The organism is Corynebacterium sp. KPL1814 (assembly GCF_000478175.1).
Lineage (GTDB): Bacteria > Actinomycetota > Actinomycetes > Mycobacteriales > Mycobacteriaceae > Corynebacterium.
Genome location: NZ_KI515777.1, coordinates 117,183 through 131,418, shown reverse-complemented (window position 1 = coordinate 131,418; position 14,236 = coordinate 117,183). Strand labels below are relative to the sequence as shown.

Here is a 14,236-nt window from a genome sequence, read left to right as displayed (position 1 = left end):
GCACCGCATTGATAGGAAAATTCATCATCAATCCTTACGATGTTAATTTTTCCTTAACCTTGCGACGAAGGGGCTGTGCGGTAGCCCCAGTTCAGTGGCATACAGCTGTAATTAAGGTAAACAGTTGAAGTAAAAATCCAGTGAAAATTTTTTATGAAAACTTAAGGAGCTGAGAAGGTTTCTGGAAATCTGGGGTTGCTTCCCTGAAGCCCTATGGCAAAATACTTCTCGTAGCGCCCACCGAGGGTGCCTGCACATTGCACAGCCCTTTCGGGGTACAAGCTTCGGACCTATTCGAGGAGAAAAACATGAACGTGGATCTCGCCACCATCCAGATGCACCTAGACAACTTCGTAAACACCCAGGAAGGCTGGTACAAGGTACTGTCCGGCGTTACCGAGATTCTTTCCTTTGGTAACTTGAAGAACGCAGCTGAGACTGCTACTGAGGCAGCTTTGCCGGACGCAATCACCGAACTGTCTTCCTAGTAATCTAAACCGGATTACTTTCCATCCCATTTTAAGGAGACCATAATGGAAATCATCACTTTTTCCTCCAAGGCAAACGGCGTAGCTAACACCATCGTAGAAGCTGGCCACGACATTGTTAGCCCGTTCATCGACATTGCTAACGGTGCATCCCAGCTGATCGGCATGTTCGTCTAAGAGCATCCTCGGGTGAGCCTTAAGGCTTACTAAACAAGGAAGACCTACCGGTTTCGGTAGGTCTTTTTTCGTTTTTCTTTCCTTTATTTTTGGGGTGCACCTGCGAAAAGTTAGCGCGCTAGATGTCTAAATTCGGGTTACACTTGGTGCATGGCTGATATTAAAGACGACGACCTTCCTGAGATTGACCTTGCAAAAACCGACGGCTTCGTCGTTGACGGAACGGATGAGGATGATCCGTCGCTGATCATGCCGGATGGCTCTCCGGTGCAGACGTGGCGGGAGAATTACCCTTATGAAGAGCGTATGACTCGCAATGAATACGAGTCCATTAAGCGCGCACTTCAAATCGAGCTATTGAAGTGGCAGAACTGGACCAAGGAAACTGGCCAGCGCCACATCATTTTATTTGAGGGCCGCGATGCTGCCGGTAAGGGCGGAACCATCAAGCGTTTCAATGAGCACTTGAACCCGCGTGGTGCGCGCACCGTCGCGTTGGAAAAGCCATCCCCACGTGAGTCCACCTCCTGGTATTTCCAGCGCTATATCGAGCATTTCCCGGCTGCCGGCGAAATCGTCTTCTTTGACCGCTCGTGGTACAACCGCTCCGGCGTTGAGCGGGTGATGGGCTTTTGTACCGAGTCGCAGCACGCGGAGTTCCTGCGCGAGGTGCCCATGCTAGAAAACATGATCCTGGGATCGGGCATTTCGCTAACCAAGCTGTGGTTCTCTGTTACCCGGAAGGAACAGCGCACGCGCTTTGCTATCCGCCAGATTGACCCGGTGCGCCAGTGGAAGCTTTCGCCGATGGACCTGGCTTCTCTGGATAAGTGGGATGACTACACGCGTGCGAAGGAAGAGCAGTTCCGTTATACGGATACTGAGGAATCGCCGTGGATTACCATCAAGTCCAATGACAAGAAGCGCGCTCGCGTCAACGCGATGCGGTATGTCTTGTCCAAGTTTGAATACACCAATAAAGATTACGACGTGGTGGGTGAGCCGGACGGGAACATCGTCAAGCGCGGTCGCGACCAGATTGGTGATTAGTAGCGTTAATCCCTAGCGCCGTTGAGCGGGAAGATCGAGGAGATCGGTCTTCCCGCTTTGCTATGTCTAAGGCCTCTGATGTCGCTTAACCATCTTCATGGCGGCAGCCTGAGGGTGCCTGATAATTCTCACAGCTATTTCTTAAAAAGCTGGCAGCCATAAATAAAAAATACTTGAATTACGTTCCCGGGGAAACTACTATCAAGGTGACCTAAAAGTCATCCTATCAATATGCGTGACACAAACCACTAAAAGGAGTACGTACATGATGAGGGAGAAACTGTGCGTTCTGGCTACCGCAACCGCTGTATCCATGGCGCCCATCGCAGTATCAGGAACGCTCACCGCTACCGCCTTTGCAGAAGGCGGCCAGCCAGTAGCAGAGGTGGCGGCAGATAAGACCGACGTTCTCGGTCGCTCCACCGTTTCTGATAAGCAGATCGCCGATGAAGACGGCTACTTCGATAGCCACGACGGCGAGGGCGTGAAGATTTACTACCGCAAGCAGCTGGTAGAAAACCCACGCGGCAACGTCGTGTTGGCACACGGTGTGTCTGAGCACTCTGGCCGCTATGACTACGTGGCCAAGCGCCTGCTGGACGCTGGCTACAACGTCTACCGCCTGGACCACCGTGGACACGGTAAGTCTGCCTCCGGCAGCACGCCGCTGGGGCACATCGATAACTTCCAGTACATTCTCAATGACTTCGACCGCGTCGTCGATATGGCTAAGGGTGAGCACCCCGATGTAAAGACCTTCCTGCTGGGCCACTCCATGGGCTCGTTGACCGTTCAGGCATACGGTATTCGTGAACCTGGCAAGGTTGATGGCATCATCACCAATGGCGGTGGTGCACCGTTGAACCTGTCCGGTAAGAAGGCGACGGGCGAGACCATCACGCCGGACGAGATCTCTGAGGTGCAAAAGCAGCTCGACCCCACCCTGTTCGAGCGCCTGCCGTTGGCGGATATCACCAGCTTCAACGCCCACTACGCGCAGAACCTGATCCCGCACCGCACCTACATTGGTGCGCAGTCGCCGGAGTTCACGAAGAAGATCATGCTGTCCAACCCCTTTACGGAAGGCATTTCCACCAGCCAGGCCGTAAAGGACGAGTACGCGTCTAGCCCGCTCATCGCGCAAAAGACCAGCGCCGGTACCGCGCTGCAGTTGGGTGCTATCGCTACCTACGATGCTGTGAACGCGGACCTGTTCACCGCGCCGACGCTTATCATGCACGGCACCAAGGACGGCATCGTTCCGCCGTACTTCTCCCAGGACTGGTACAACTCCATTTCCTCTGATGACGTGGAATACATCAACTGGGAGGGCCAGAAGCACGAGGTCTTCAACGAGCCAGCCGCTGACCAGGCCCTCGACACCGTGGTGGACTGGCTGGACCGCCACGTGTAGAAGATAGCGTGTCTCGGGTTCAATAGGCCCGGCACATAATGACCTGCTTTCCCTGCCGTTGGGTTGGTACTTAGGCTTTAGCGGCCTGGGGAAGGTGGGTCATTTATGATTTGTTTGAATTATTTAGACCTGCGTAGAAGGTGTCCAACTCGGTGAGAATTGCTGTTGTTGGCAGGTTTTCCGTGAGGTAAGAGGCTAAATCACGGTCCAACATCGCTGCTACATCTTGGCAGGCCTCGTGGCATTCTCTAGGCCGTAAACGAGTATCTGTGCCCGTGACAGGGATGCCGCGAAGGACTACAGACTCGTGATGCGCAACCCTATTTCTAATTTTCTTTATCTCGAGGATTTTGGAATGAACCCACTTACGGGTCAGACCGTGAGTGGAATATTCTGGATCTTTCTTCCGAGCTACTGAATTCGCACCTGGGAAGACAGAAATTAAGGCTTGGCGGGACCAAATTCTGTCATGATCAGCATTGTTGAAAGGGGCTGGTAAGCCCGTGGAGCCTCCTGTATCGAGGATATTTGTCCAAGTTCTAAACATCGAAGCAGCAATGACCCTTCCTCCTAGCCTTCTGCTTCGTTCGGTATTCTTGGTGAAGTCTCTTGGCAGGCTATTCCATGCTTCTGTGATATTGTCTCGAACCCGTTTATCGAACCCCATCTCGAGCTTGCAATACCAATCATCTCCGTATTCGGTGCTGAGATATCCAGAAACTGAGTTACGTAATGCTACTTCGATGAAGGCTATCTCGTGAAAAAGGGAAGCACTAAGGTGGCGATCGAGTTCGTAGAGCTCAAAAGCCTTATCTGTGGATCCACCGGTTTTGTAAGGTAGGGCTCCAACCTGTTTTCTGATAACCACTCTTTTTTAATCCGTTTACTACTCATGGCTACCAACTTAAGGGCTCTTTAAAAATATTTTTGATTGAGGCGGCACGTCCGATTATACTCGGTATAGTATTCCCCTCCTTGTGGTGGTCAACCGTTCAGCGGCTTGGCTGAGGAGGGGTCTTTTGCTTACAGAACCCCGGCTTGAGGTTGACCTTGTGGTGGTCCCTCTAAAGCCGGGGTTCGGTGTTTGCGTGGGTTAACCCCACGGCTCGATGGGGTTGCCCTGCCAGGTGGCGTTGGCGGGGACGCGGTCACCGCGCATGACCAGCGAACCGGGGCCGACGGTGCTGGATTCGCCAATGAGCGAGGCGGGCAGCGCCACCGAATGAGAGGCGAGCGTGGAGCCGGCCTCGATGGTGACGGTATCCAGGCTCATCACGCGGTCTTGGAATAGGTGGGTCTGCACCACGGTACCGGGCCCCACGGAGGCGCCGGCGCCGACGTGGCAGAGATCGGTTTCCGGGAACCAGTAGGAATCGATCCAGGCGCCCTTGCCGATGTCCACTCCCAGCCCCTGCAGGCCCAGGTTGATCTCTCCTGTGCCGTAGGTGTGCTGGAAGAACCACGGGGCGGCGACGACCTCCACGAAGGTGTCCTGTAGCTCGTTGAGCCAGACGAACACACTCCACAGCGGGTGGTCGGCCGCGCTGTGCGTGCCCACGCAGATCCACTTCACGGCGATGGTCACCGCCATGGCGATAGCGCCCATGGCCATGAGCACGAGGCCGGAAAGGGCCCAGGTGGTGGGGAAGCCGACATCGGCAAGCAGGTAATACAGCGTCCCCAGGGTGGCGGCGAGCAGCATGGCCGAGAACATCGGCGCGAGGAGGCGCATGGTCTCCACGACGCCGCGGGCGGCCTTGAGCTTGAAGCCCGGGTTGTAGGTCAGCGCCTCGGCGGACTCGGCGGGGGCATCGATCTGCGCGGTAACGCGCCGCATGCGCTCTGGCGGGGAACCCCACCAGTTGGCCCCGGACTTCGTCTTCTTCGGGGTGGAGGACAGCACCGCGACCAGGGAGTTCTTGGAAAGTTTGCGCCCAGGTGCGGTAATGCCGGAGTTGCCCACGAAGGAGCGCTTGCCCACCTTGGCCTCGCCGGAGTGAATCCAGCCGCCGCCGAGCTCGTAGCCGCCGATCATGGTGTCATCGGCAAGGAAGGCGCCGTCTTTGACGTCCGTGAGCGCTGGGATCATCACGGCGGTGGAAATCTCCACGTCCTTGCCAATGCGCGCGCCCAAAGCGCGCAGCCACCGCGGGGTCAGCTGCGAGGCATAGAGCGGGAAGAGCTGCGTGCGGGCCTCATCCATGAGGCGCTCGATGGCCCACAGGCGCCAGCCGGCGGCAGAGCGCACCGGGTTCACGCCGGGCGAGATGCCGATGGACAAGATGCGCACGCCCAGCCAGGTCTGCAGCATGTAGGTGGCAAAGGCCGCAAGCGCCGCGAGTGGAGCGAAGAGCACCGCGCCGACGAAGCGGTTCCCGTCCGTGGAATGCACCAGCGCCAAATCCACGATGGCGCCGACAAGCACCGCGATGAGCGGCTGCGCGGCCAGGAACAGCGAGGTCGCACCGTAAATAGCCACCCACCAGGGGCGGCGCTTCGGCGGCTTGGAGGGGAAGCGGTGCTTGGAGCGGCCCACCTTCTTCGCAGGAGAGCCGGACCAACGCTGGCCGTCCTTGATCTTCTTGCGGCCGGTGACGGTGGAACCCGCCTCCACGTGGGCGTACTTGCCCACCACGGTGCCGGGCAGCAGGGTGGAGCGCGCGCCCACGCGGGCGCCTTCCTTGATGTCGATGGCGCCGACGTGGAGCACGTCGCCGTCGAGCCAGTAGCCGGTGAGATCGACCTCCGGTTCCACCGCGGCGTGCTTGCCCAGGGTGAGCAGGCCCGTCACCGGTGGCAGCGAGTGCAGGTCCACGCCGCGCTTCATCTTCACGCCCAAGGCGCGGGCGTAGTTATTGACCCAGGTAGCGCCCGCGATAGAGCGCGATCCGGAGGCATCCGCCCACCGCTCCGCGGCCCAAATACGCAGGTGGGTCGAACCACCGCGCGGATAATCGCCGGGCGTGATGCCGGCGGTAATCAGGCGCGCACCAAAGCCACCGATGGGTATGCGCCCCAGCGGCGTGGCAAAGATGAGCACCAACGCAATGACCAGCCACCACGGGAAGGGCTGCGCCCGCTCCACGCCCAGAGCGGAGGCCACCGTTGAGCCCAGCATGAGCCAGGCCAGCCAGGTGGTCGCCGCCAGCGTCATGGCGGGGATCTGCAGTAGCGTTTGCGCCACGCGGGTCTTCGCGCCGACCGGGGTGACCTCGCGCAGCGGTTTCTGTTGCTCCGCCACGGGGCGCGGTTCGGCGCCGGCGATGAGCTCCGCCAGCGAACCAAGACGTGGGTGATCGTAGAGATCGCGCACGGCCACGGTGGGGTAGCGATCGCGGATGCGGCCCACCAGCGTCGCCGCGGCCAGGGAGGTACCGCCAAGGTCGAAGAAATCGGCGTTCTCATCCTCCACGGATACGCCGAGGGTCTCGACCCAGAGCTCGGCCAGCCACTTCTCGGTCTCCGTCAGCGTGGTCGATTCCACGCCAACGCCGGGCAGCGGCCACGGCAGCGCCTTCTTATCCACCTTGCCGGAGGTGCGCACCGGCAGCTCATCCATCACACAGATACGCGGGACCAGCGCCGCAGGCATGGTTTCCGCCAGGCGTTCATGGGCCACGCCGTGGTTAAAACCGCGCGCCTCATCTTCCAGCGAGACGTATCCCACCAGCACGGATTCACCGCCCGGGGTCTTTTGCACAGCCACGGCGGAGTTATAGACGTTATCCAGCGCGGCGACGTTCGCGTCGACCTCACCCAGCTCAATGCGGCGCCCGCCAATCTTTACCTGGTCATCCACGCGGCCCACAAAGTACAGGCCGTCTTCTTCCAGGCGCACGTGATCGCCGGTGCGGTAGGCGCGCTGCCAGCCCATGGATTCCAGCGGCGCGTACTTCTCCGCATCCTTCTGCGGGTCCAGGTAGCTAGCCAGGCCCACGCCACCGATGACCAATTCGCCGGTCTCGCCCAAGCCAACGGGTTGCCCCTGCTTATCGATGACCACCAAATCCCACCCGTTCAGCGGCAGCCCGATCGAAACCGCGCGCCCCGGAATCATCCGTTGCGCACAAGCGACGACCGTTGCCTCCGTGGGGCCGTAGGTATTCCACATCTCGCGGTCCTCGGTGGCCAGGCGGTCCACCAACTCCTGGGAGCAGGCCTCGCCGCCGACGATGAGCAGGCGGATATTATCCAGCGCTTCCGCTGGCCACAGGCCCGCCAGGGTAGGGACCGTGGAGACGACGGTGATATCGCGGCGAATCAGCCACGGTCCAAGGTCCATGCCAGACCGCACCAAGGAACGCGGTGCCGGGACCAGGCAGCCGCCGTGGCCCCAGGCCAGCCACATCTCCTCACAGGATGCGTCGAAGGCAACCGAAAGCCCGGCCAGCACGCGGTCTTCCGGGCCGAGCGGGCCGTGGGGGTGATCGACGAGGAAGAGGCTGGCCTCCGCGTCCACAAAGGCGGCCGCCGAGCGGTGGCTGACGGCAACGCCCTTCGGCTTGCCCGTGGAACCGGAGGTAAAGATGATCCACGCGGTGTCTTCTGGCCGCGGGGCCTCGATCTCCTCGGCCGCGTGGCGCGGGTTCTCACGCAGGAAGCGGAAGCCCTCATCGCTGAACAGGCCATCAATATCGGCCTCACCAAAGACCATCTCCGCGCGCTCATCCGGATCGTCCGCATCCACCGGCACGTAGGCCGCGCCGGCGGCCAGAGTAGACAGGATGGCGAGGTAGAGATCACGCTTGCCAGACGTCATCCGGATGCCGATGCGATCGCCGCGGCGCACGCCATTGACGTGCAGCTCTGTGGCCCACAGCTGGACCTCGTGGACGAGTTCGGCGTAGGTGATGATCTCGCCATCATCAAGCGCGGCGGCTTCTGGGTGAATCTCCGCGGTGGTCGTGATGATGTCCCACAACGTCCGCGGGCGCGGGGCCAGATCGCGCAGGAGGTACTGCTGCGGGACGCTGGGAAGTTCTGTATTAGACCTACTACATTCTTCGGGCTCGTCCATGCTTATGCCTCGTCCTCGTCTGCGGCGATGATGGCCTTGGCCAGCTTGCGCAGGTGCTTGAGCTGCTTATTGGTGGATACGTCGAGCGCGTCATCCTCGGCGTTGGCGACGAGCTCCGCCAAGTCCTTGTGGGTCTTGGTGCCCTTCTTGGTGCACGCCACGATCTGGCGGCGGCGGTCCTTGGGATCGCGCTCGCGCTTGGCCCAGCCGCGCTCCTCGAGGGCATCAATAAGCCGCACCATATCGGAGGCATCGATGGCCAAGGTCTCAGACAGGAAGGACTGGGAGGCGGCATCCGCCTCGACGAGGCAGGTAAGCACCCAGAACTCGCGGATGGTCGTCTGCTTGGTCTGCAGAGCCACCTCGACGCCATCGCGGGTGCGACGGCGCAGGCGCTCTAGCTGGAAGGACGGGGATTCGAGCAGGGAGGTTGGTATGCCAGAATTATTAGTGGAAGCCATACCATCATCATAATCTCAAAAGATGGGTAAAGGCCAATTAATTGCGAACGACGGGCAGGCCATCCGCTTCCCACTTATCGGTGCCGCCCTCAACATTAATAACGTCCCAGCCCAGGGAGTTCTCCAAATACTTGCAGACCTGCGCGCTGCGCCCGCCTAGGTGGCAAATCACATAAATATCGCGGTCCGGATCGATTTCCTGGATGCGACCCGTTATCTCGCTCATGGGAATATGGGTGGCGCCCTCCGCATGCACGGTGGCCCATTCGTCGTTTTCGCGCACATCGATAAGCTGCGCGCCTGCTGGAACTTCGGTTGGCTGTACGTTTTGCATACCCCGCAGTCTACGTGCCGCGCGCTAGCCGCCGTAGGTGGCCGCGGACAGATACTGCAAGATTGCCTTCACGCGGCGGTTATCCTCGCTGGGGTCCAGGCGCAGCTTGGTAAAGATATTGGAGACGTGCTTGGCCACCGCAGCGCCCGAGAGCATCAGCTCGGCGGCGATGTCCTTATTGGACTTCCCGCGCGACATGAGCTCCAGGACCTCGCGCTCGCGGGGGCTGAGCTCGCCCAACCCGCTGCGCCCAGAGCGCATGAGTGCCTGCGCCACCGTCGGATCGATGACCGTGCCGCCCTGGGCCACCACCTCGAGGCTGGCCAGGAAATCGCGCACCCCAGAGACGCGATCCTTAAGCAGGTACCCGGTGCCCGCATCCGGGGAATCAAAGAGCGCTACCGCATACGCCGGCGCCACGTACTGCGATAGCACCATCACCGGCAGGCCCGGATAGGCGCGGCGCAGCGCCACCGCCGCCTTCAGCCCATCATCGCCCATCTCCGGTGGCATGCGCACATCCGTTATCACCACATCCGGCAACTGGGCACTCAGCTTGCCGATGACCCCCTCCAGCTCCACCGCCGTTCCCGCCCTGCCCAGGACCTCGTGGCCGCGGCGCTCCAAGAGCCCGGCAAGGCCCTCGCGTAGGATCGCGGAGTCATCCGCAATCACAATCCTCAATCCACTCATGCTGATACTCCCGTCTGCCCACGCTCCAAGAGGAGCGGAATCGTGCACCTTACCCGCGTTGGGCCGCCTTCCGGCGAGGACAGCGACATCTCCCCGCCAAAGGCCGCCAGCCGCTCGGCCATGCCGGAAAGCCCGCGCCCCGGCTCCACCCGCGCTCCGCCCGGGCCCTCATCCACCACCGAGATATGCAGCGCCGCATCCGAGGTGATGAGCACCGAGACCGGCGCGCCCGGCGCGTGTTTCGCGGCATTGGTCAGCGCCTCGGTACCGAAGAAATAACCGCAGGCCAGTACGCTGGCGGAAAGCTGCGGCAACGGGTGTGGGGCGTAGACGCTGACGTGGGGGCCGTGGGCGGAGGCGGCATCGGCAAGCGCGGCGACCAAACCGTGATCCTGGAGGACCTGCGGGTGAATGCCGTGCACCGTCGCGCGCAGCGAGCGCAGGCCGCGATCCACGTCCCGCTTCGCGGCCTCCAGCAGCTCGGCCTCGGCGCCGGTGGCATCGAGAAGGGCCTCGCCCAGCTTCATGCTTGCCGCCACCAAATATTGCTGCGCGCCATCGTGCAGATCCCGCTCGATGCGGGCGCGCTCCACCTCGTAGGCATCCGCAATCGCGCGGCGCGAGGCCGTCAGCTCCGCGATGACCCGCGCCTGCCGCTCCTCATTGCTGGTGGCCTGCTTCTTGCTGAAAAACACGCCCCCAAGCCTAATCGCGCGCCCCGGGCAGGGGTAAAGCTAGCACTACCCGGAAAGTATCCTTAGCGCTGTAGGAATAGCGCGCCCGGCACGGTGAAATGAACAGCATGACACAGACACTTTCCCTCCACGACATCACGAAGGATTTCGGCGGCGGCCCCGTGCTGGCCGGCATCACCCTAGACATCACCCCTGGCGAGCTCGTCGCCATCATGGGGCCCTCCGGCTCCGGCAAGTCCACGCTGCTGCACTGCATGTCCGGCGTGCTCACGCCCACCGACGGCAGCGTAAGCTTCGGTGACGAAGTCATTTCCACGCTTTCCGATGCCGCCCGCTCCCGCACCCGCCTCCGCCACTTCGGCTTCGTCTTCCAAGACGGCCAGCTTTTGCCGGAGCTGACCAACCTGGACAATGTGGCACTGCCCGCGATGCTCAACGGTCTAGGCCGACGTGCGGCCCGCGCAAAGGCGCTGTCGCTGCTCGACCAACTGGGGCTCGGCGATCTCGCGGACCGCCGGCCCGCCCAAGTCTCCGGCGGCCAGGCCCAGCGCGTGACCATCGCCCGCGCCCTCGTGGCCAACCCCGGCGTCATCTTTGCCGATGAACCCACCGGCGCCCTCCACCAAGCCACCGGCCACGAGGTCATGCAGATGCTGACCACCACCGTGCGCCAATCCGGCGCCAGCCTCGTCATGGTCACCCACGACCCCAAGGTGGCGGACTGGATGCAGCGCCGCGTGGAAATCCGCGACGGCATCATTCACGATGACCGCCGCCTGGGGGTGCAGCCATGAATACCGCGACCCTAGTCCTTGGCCTCCAGCGCGAATCCGTCCGCGCCCGCTCCGGTGCGGGCATTGTCAGCGTGCTGGCCATCGTGAGCCTGACGCTGGGTTCTGCCATCGCCTTTCTCGTCGCCGGCGGCACCTGGATGTTCTGGCAGCGCGCCCACCACCCAGAATCCGCCGTGCCCGCCCTGCGCGCCGCTGCCGGAGACACCCCGGAAGATTACTTCCTGCCCTGGTTCGTCCTCGCGCTCATGGCTTGCGCTTTCATCGTTCCCGCCCTGTTTAACCTGACCGCGCAGGCCGCCGTCCTCGGCGCCTCCGGCAGGGAACAGCGCCTGTCCACCCTCCGCCTTCTGGGCCTAAGCTCCCACCAAGTTGAGCGCATGGCCGCCGTCGAGACCGGCATCCAAGCCCTCATCGGCATTGTGCTCGGCTGGCTCGTCAGCGTGCTCATCGCCCCGGTCTTCACGCACGTGAAATTCCAGGACCGCCCCGTCGCCTTTGAGGAAATCATCCTGCCCTGGTGGGGATACCTCGCGGTGGCCGCAGTCCTCTTCCTCCTCGCCCTCGCCGCGGCCCTTGCCGGCATGCGGCGCGTGCGCGTCAGCCCCCTCGGCGTGGCCAAGCGCCAGATGCCCGCCGCTTTCAGATGGTGGCGCCTCATCGCCTTCCTCCTCATCGTCACCGTCGGCGGTGCCCTGCTCAAAGGCAAATCCGGCGCACCCGAAATCTCCGTGGCCGTCGTGCTCTTCGCGGTGGTCATGAGCATCAACCTGGTCGCGCCCTACCTCCTGCAAATCGGCGCCCGCCTTTTGGCTTTGCTCCCCGGCACCGCACACCTCGTGGCCTGCCAGCGCGTCAACGTCAACGCCCGCCGCGCCTGGCGACAAAGCGCGGCCATCGGCTTCTTCGGCTTCCTCGCCGGCTTCCTCTTGGGCGCGCCCATGGGCACCGATGCGCTTGCCACCGCGATGAAGGAAGAACAAGAAACGGGCATCATGTTCCGAGACGTCTCCACCGGGGTCGTCCTGACCTTGCTCTTCGGCTTCGCGCTGACCAGCATGTCCATCTTCCTCGGCCAAGTATCGTCCGCCTTCGAGGACAAGGAACTTATCCGCTCCCTCGACCTGATGGGCGTGCCGCGCCGCTTCCAATTCCGCACGAACACCCTCGCCGTGATGGGACCCATCGTCGCGCTCAGCCTCTTCGGCTTCCTCTTCGGCGGCGGCATCGCCGGCCTGATGTTTTTTAGCACCGTTTGGGAAGAAGGCGTCGACCTCGCCGGGCGGCTCCTCATTTCCTTCAGCTTCCTCGCCGTGGGTTGGGCGGTGACCTTCCTCGCCATCGCGCTCGTCGAGCCCCTGCGCGGCCACGTTCTCCGCAGCGGCCGCCGCAAGGAATAACCGGTTTCCTGAGCTTAGCTCGCCCTGTGCCCGGGCTTGGCCCTAGCCCAGGCTCTGGCCAGGCTGGGCCTGTGCCAGACTTTGCGCTGGTCAGCTGTTGCGCCAGCTTTGCTTCAGCGCCGCGCGCCTTCATGCCTCCACAAGCGGTGCCACTGCCACGGCGGCCGCGCAAAGGGCCGCTTATTCTTCGCCGTGGCCAGTACCTGCTGCACCACGAAATCCGGGTAGTGGTCAATCGTCGTCGCGGTGAAGTGGAGGGGCTTCCAGCCGCGATGGACGGCATCGTTAAGCTTGTGCCTGTCCAACTCAAACTGGCGGCGGTTTTCGCCCCGGTGGTAGGCGTAGCCATCGACCTCGATGGCTATCTTGTGCTCCTCAATCACCAGATCCCAGTGGTAGGGGCCTATTTTTATGTTGTTTTGCACCGTGAAATGCGGCGCGAGGGCGCGCGTTAATTGGCGCTCCGGCACGCTATCCGTGCCGATGATTGCCCTGTCCAGGGCGCGCTTTACCGGCCGCGGAAACCGCTGGTAGTCCAGCTTATTCAGCTCCAGCCGGCTGACCCCATCCTTGCCGGAGTAAAAGTCCTCGAGGAAGGCGACCGCATCATCCTCCGGCATCGCCTCGACCGCCTGCAGTGGATTGCATACGGTGACGCCGTCCCAGGTCAACGCGCCCTTCGGCCGGGCGCGGCGTGAAGTGAAGTACTTACTCGACGGCAGCGATGAGCTGCGCAGGAACTCCAGCGGAAAGTGCAGCGGCTTTTCGACGTGCTTGAGCGCCGCCGAGTAGCCGTCGAGCGCGCAATCCGGCCATTGCTCGCTCATGATGCGTGCGAGCTGGTTCGGCGTCGGCTCCTCTGACAAGCAGAAGCCGTTCGCAATCCGGACGGCGCCGTGTCGTACCGCTTGCTGAGCGGCACTTTTCCCCCGAAAAATTTCCATTCGTATCCCTCGATCCCCCGAAACGAAGGTTGTGCGGCCCGTTTGGGCGGTTTTCAGCGCGGCTGGGCGTTTGGGTGGTGCTTGGTTGGTGCGTTTTGATGCCTGTTTGGTGCGTTTTGACAAATAGTGGCCGCAAACCCCATGGTTTCCGTGGCCTATTTGCAAAAACGCATCAGCTGGCCGCCAAGAACGCATCACGCGGCCACCAAAAACTCATCAGCTGGCCGCCACAGCAGGTTTCTTGGCCGCGAAAATCCGCGGCCAACCCCCGAAGCCCCCGAGAAACCCCCGCAGCCTACTTCAGGCGAGCCTTGGCGTCTTCCAGAATCTTCTCGGCCTCGGCCTTGTCGCCCCAGCCGGAGCCGGAAACTTCCTTGTTGGGCTCGAGGTCCTTGTAGTGGACGAAGAAGTGCTCGATTTCGTCCTTGATGTGCTGTTCCACATCATCGATGTCCTGGTAGCGCTCCCAGCGTGGGTCATCGATGACGGCAAGCAGCTTGTCGTCGCCGCCGGCCTCATCGGTCATCTTGAACACGCCGACGATGCGGGCTTCAACGATGACACCGGGGAAAACGGGCTCGGGGAGGATGACGAGGGCGTCGAGGGGGTCGCCGTCTTCGCCAAGCGTGTGGTCGATGAAGCCGTAGTCGGCGGGGTAGGCCATTGGGGTGAACAGGTAGCGGTCCAGGTAGACCTTGCCGGACTCGTGGTCCACCTCGTACTTATTGCGGGAGCCCTTTGGGATTTCAATGGTTACTTCAACGCTCACAGC

14 protein-coding genes are annotated in these 14,236 nt (G+C 61.7%); 6 read left to right on the top strand and 8 right to left on the bottom strand.

The window, feature by feature from the left end; genetic code table 11:
* Positions 1 to 308 precede the first annotated feature (308 nt).
* The 4 genes from HMPREF1257_RS08690 (at position 309) to HMPREF1257_RS08680 (ending at position 3,129) form a co-directional block, all read left to right on the top strand.
* Entirely contained in the window at positions 309 to 488 is a 180-nt protein-coding gene (locus HMPREF1257_RS08690) for a hypothetical protein (RefSeq protein ID WP_023023993.1), read from the top strand.
* Positions 489 to 533: 45 nt separating this feature from the next.
* On the top strand, positions 534 to 665 hold the full coding sequence (locus HMPREF1257_RS12610) for a hypothetical protein (protein WP_023023991.1): 132 nt from the start codon (positions 534 to 536) through the stop codon (positions 663 to 665).
* Positions 666 to 815: 150 nt separating this feature from the next.
* Positions 816 to 1,715: a polyphosphate kinase 2 gene (ppk2, locus tag HMPREF1257_RS08685; RefSeq protein WP_023023989.1), complete on the top strand. Its 900-nt coding sequence runs from the start codon at positions 816 to 818 to the stop codon at positions 1,713 to 1,715.
* 265 nt (positions 1,716 to 1,980) lie between these two features.
* The gene (locus HMPREF1257_RS08680) at positions 1,981 to 3,129 is read left to right on the top strand and encodes an alpha/beta hydrolase (protein WP_034659559.1); all 1,149 of its coding nucleotides are present in this window, start codon (positions 1,981 to 1,983) and stop codon (positions 3,127 to 3,129) included.
* A 103-nt stretch (positions 3,130 to 3,232) separates the two neighbouring features.
* On the opposite strand, the gene HMPREF1257_RS11955 is transcribed toward HMPREF1257_RS08680, so the two are convergent.
* From HMPREF1257_RS11955 to HMPREF1257_RS08655, 6 genes are all read right to left on the bottom strand, one after another.
* Positions 3,233 to 3,997 carry an Abi family protein gene (locus tag HMPREF1257_RS11955; protein ID WP_023023986.1) on the bottom strand — a complete coding sequence of 255 codons (765 nt, stop codon included), beginning with the start codon at positions 3,995 to 3,997 and terminating at the stop codon, positions 3,233 to 3,235.
* A gap of 225 nt (positions 3,998 to 4,222) precedes the next feature.
* The gene (locus tag HMPREF1257_RS08675) at positions 4,223 to 8,146 is read right to left on the bottom strand and encodes a Pls/PosA family non-ribosomal peptide synthetase (RefSeq protein ID WP_023023984.1); all 3,924 of its coding nucleotides are present in this window, start codon (positions 8,144 to 8,146) and stop codon (positions 4,223 to 4,225) included.
* 2 nt (positions 8,147 to 8,148) lie between these two features.
* The gene (locus HMPREF1257_RS08670; protein WP_023023982.1) at positions 8,149 to 8,607 is read right to left on the bottom strand and encodes a MarR family winged helix-turn-helix transcriptional regulator; all 459 of its coding nucleotides are present in this window, start codon (positions 8,605 to 8,607) and stop codon (positions 8,149 to 8,151) included.
* A gap of 37 nt (positions 8,608 to 8,644) precedes the next feature.
* Positions 8,645 to 8,941 carry a rhodanese-like domain-containing protein gene (locus tag HMPREF1257_RS08665; RefSeq protein ID WP_023023980.1) on the bottom strand — a complete coding sequence of 99 codons (297 nt, stop codon included), beginning with the start codon at positions 8,939 to 8,941 and terminating at the stop codon, positions 8,645 to 8,647.
* Between the two features lie 24 nt (positions 8,942 to 8,965).
* Positions 8,966 to 9,634 (bottom strand): response regulator transcription factor, encoded by a 669-nt coding sequence (locus HMPREF1257_RS08660; RefSeq protein WP_023023977.1) that lies wholly within the window; start codon positions 9,632 to 9,634, stop codon positions 8,966 to 8,968.
* Positions 9,631 to 10,329, bottom strand: coding sequence for a sensor histidine kinase (locus HMPREF1257_RS08655; protein ID WP_023023975.1), 699 nt, complete (start codon positions 10,327 to 10,329; stop codon positions 9,631 to 9,633). The genes HMPREF1257_RS08660 and HMPREF1257_RS08655 overlap by 4 nt, the downstream gene beginning before the upstream one ends.
* Positions 10,330 to 10,436: 107 nt before the next feature.
* On the opposite strand from HMPREF1257_RS08655, the gene HMPREF1257_RS08650 reads away from it, so the two are divergent.
* Positions 10,437 to 11,123 (top strand): ABC transporter ATP-binding protein, encoded by a 687-nt coding sequence (locus HMPREF1257_RS08650; protein ID WP_034669079.1) that lies wholly within the window; start codon positions 10,437 to 10,439, stop codon positions 11,121 to 11,123.
* Positions 11,120 to 12,520, top strand: a complete 1,401-nt coding sequence (locus HMPREF1257_RS08645) for an FtsX-like permease family protein (RefSeq protein WP_023023971.1) — start codon at positions 11,120 to 11,122, stop codon at positions 12,518 to 12,520. The genes HMPREF1257_RS08650 and HMPREF1257_RS08645 overlap by 4 nt, the downstream gene beginning before the upstream one ends.
* A gap of 113 nt (positions 12,521 to 12,633) precedes the next feature.
* On the opposite strand, the gene HMPREF1257_RS08640 is transcribed toward HMPREF1257_RS08645, so the two are convergent.
* On the bottom strand, positions 12,634 to 13,386 hold the full coding sequence (locus tag HMPREF1257_RS08640; protein WP_232208559.1) for an endonuclease domain-containing protein: 753 nt from the start codon (positions 13,384 to 13,386) through the stop codon (positions 12,634 to 12,636).
* A gap of 373 nt (positions 13,387 to 13,759) precedes the next feature.
* The gene (locus HMPREF1257_RS08635) at positions 13,760 to 14,233 is read right to left on the bottom strand and encodes an inorganic diphosphatase (protein WP_023023967.1); all 474 of its coding nucleotides are present in this window, start codon (positions 14,231 to 14,233) and stop codon (positions 13,760 to 13,762) included.
* Positions 14,234 to 14,236: the final 3 nt, after the last annotated feature.

Bases quoted from the DNA above. Each gene is read 5' to 3' on its own strand.
- HMPREF1257_RS08660 (WP_023023977.1), bottom strand. From the start codon at position 9,634: ATGAGTGGATTGAGGATTGTGATTGCGGATGACTCCGCGATCCTACGC.
- HMPREF1257_RS12610 (WP_023023991.1), top strand. From the start codon at position 534: ATGGAAATCATCACTTTTTCCTCCAAGGCAAACGGCGTAGCTAACACC.
- HMPREF1257_RS08665 (WP_023023980.1), bottom strand. From the start codon at position 8,941: ATGCAAAACGTACAGCCAACCGAAGTTCCAGCAGGCGCGCAGCTTATC.
- HMPREF1257_RS08690 (WP_023023993.1), top strand. From the start codon at position 309: ATGAACGTGGATCTCGCCACCATCCAGATGCACCTAGACAACTTCGTA.
- HMPREF1257_RS08645 (WP_023023971.1), top strand. From the start codon at position 11,120: ATGAATACCGCGACCCTAGTCCTTGGCCTCCAGCGCGAATCCGTCCGC.
- ppk2 (WP_023023989.1), top strand. From the start codon at position 816: ATGGCTGATATTAAAGACGACGACCTTCCTGAGATTGACCTTGCAAAA.
- HMPREF1257_RS08670 (WP_023023982.1), bottom strand. From the start codon at position 8,607: ATGGCTTCCACTAATAATTCTGGCATACCAACCTCCCTGCTCGAATCC.
- HMPREF1257_RS08650 (WP_034669079.1), top strand. From the start codon at position 10,437: ATGACACAGACACTTTCCCTCCACGACATCACGAAGGATTTCGGCGGC.
- HMPREF1257_RS08680 (WP_034659559.1), top strand. From the start codon at position 1,981: ATGATGAGGGAGAAACTGTGCGTTCTGGCTACCGCAACCGCTGTATCC.
- HMPREF1257_RS08675 (WP_023023984.1), bottom strand. From the start codon at position 8,146: ATGGACGAGCCCGAAGAATGTAGTAGGTCTAATACAGAACTTCCCAGC.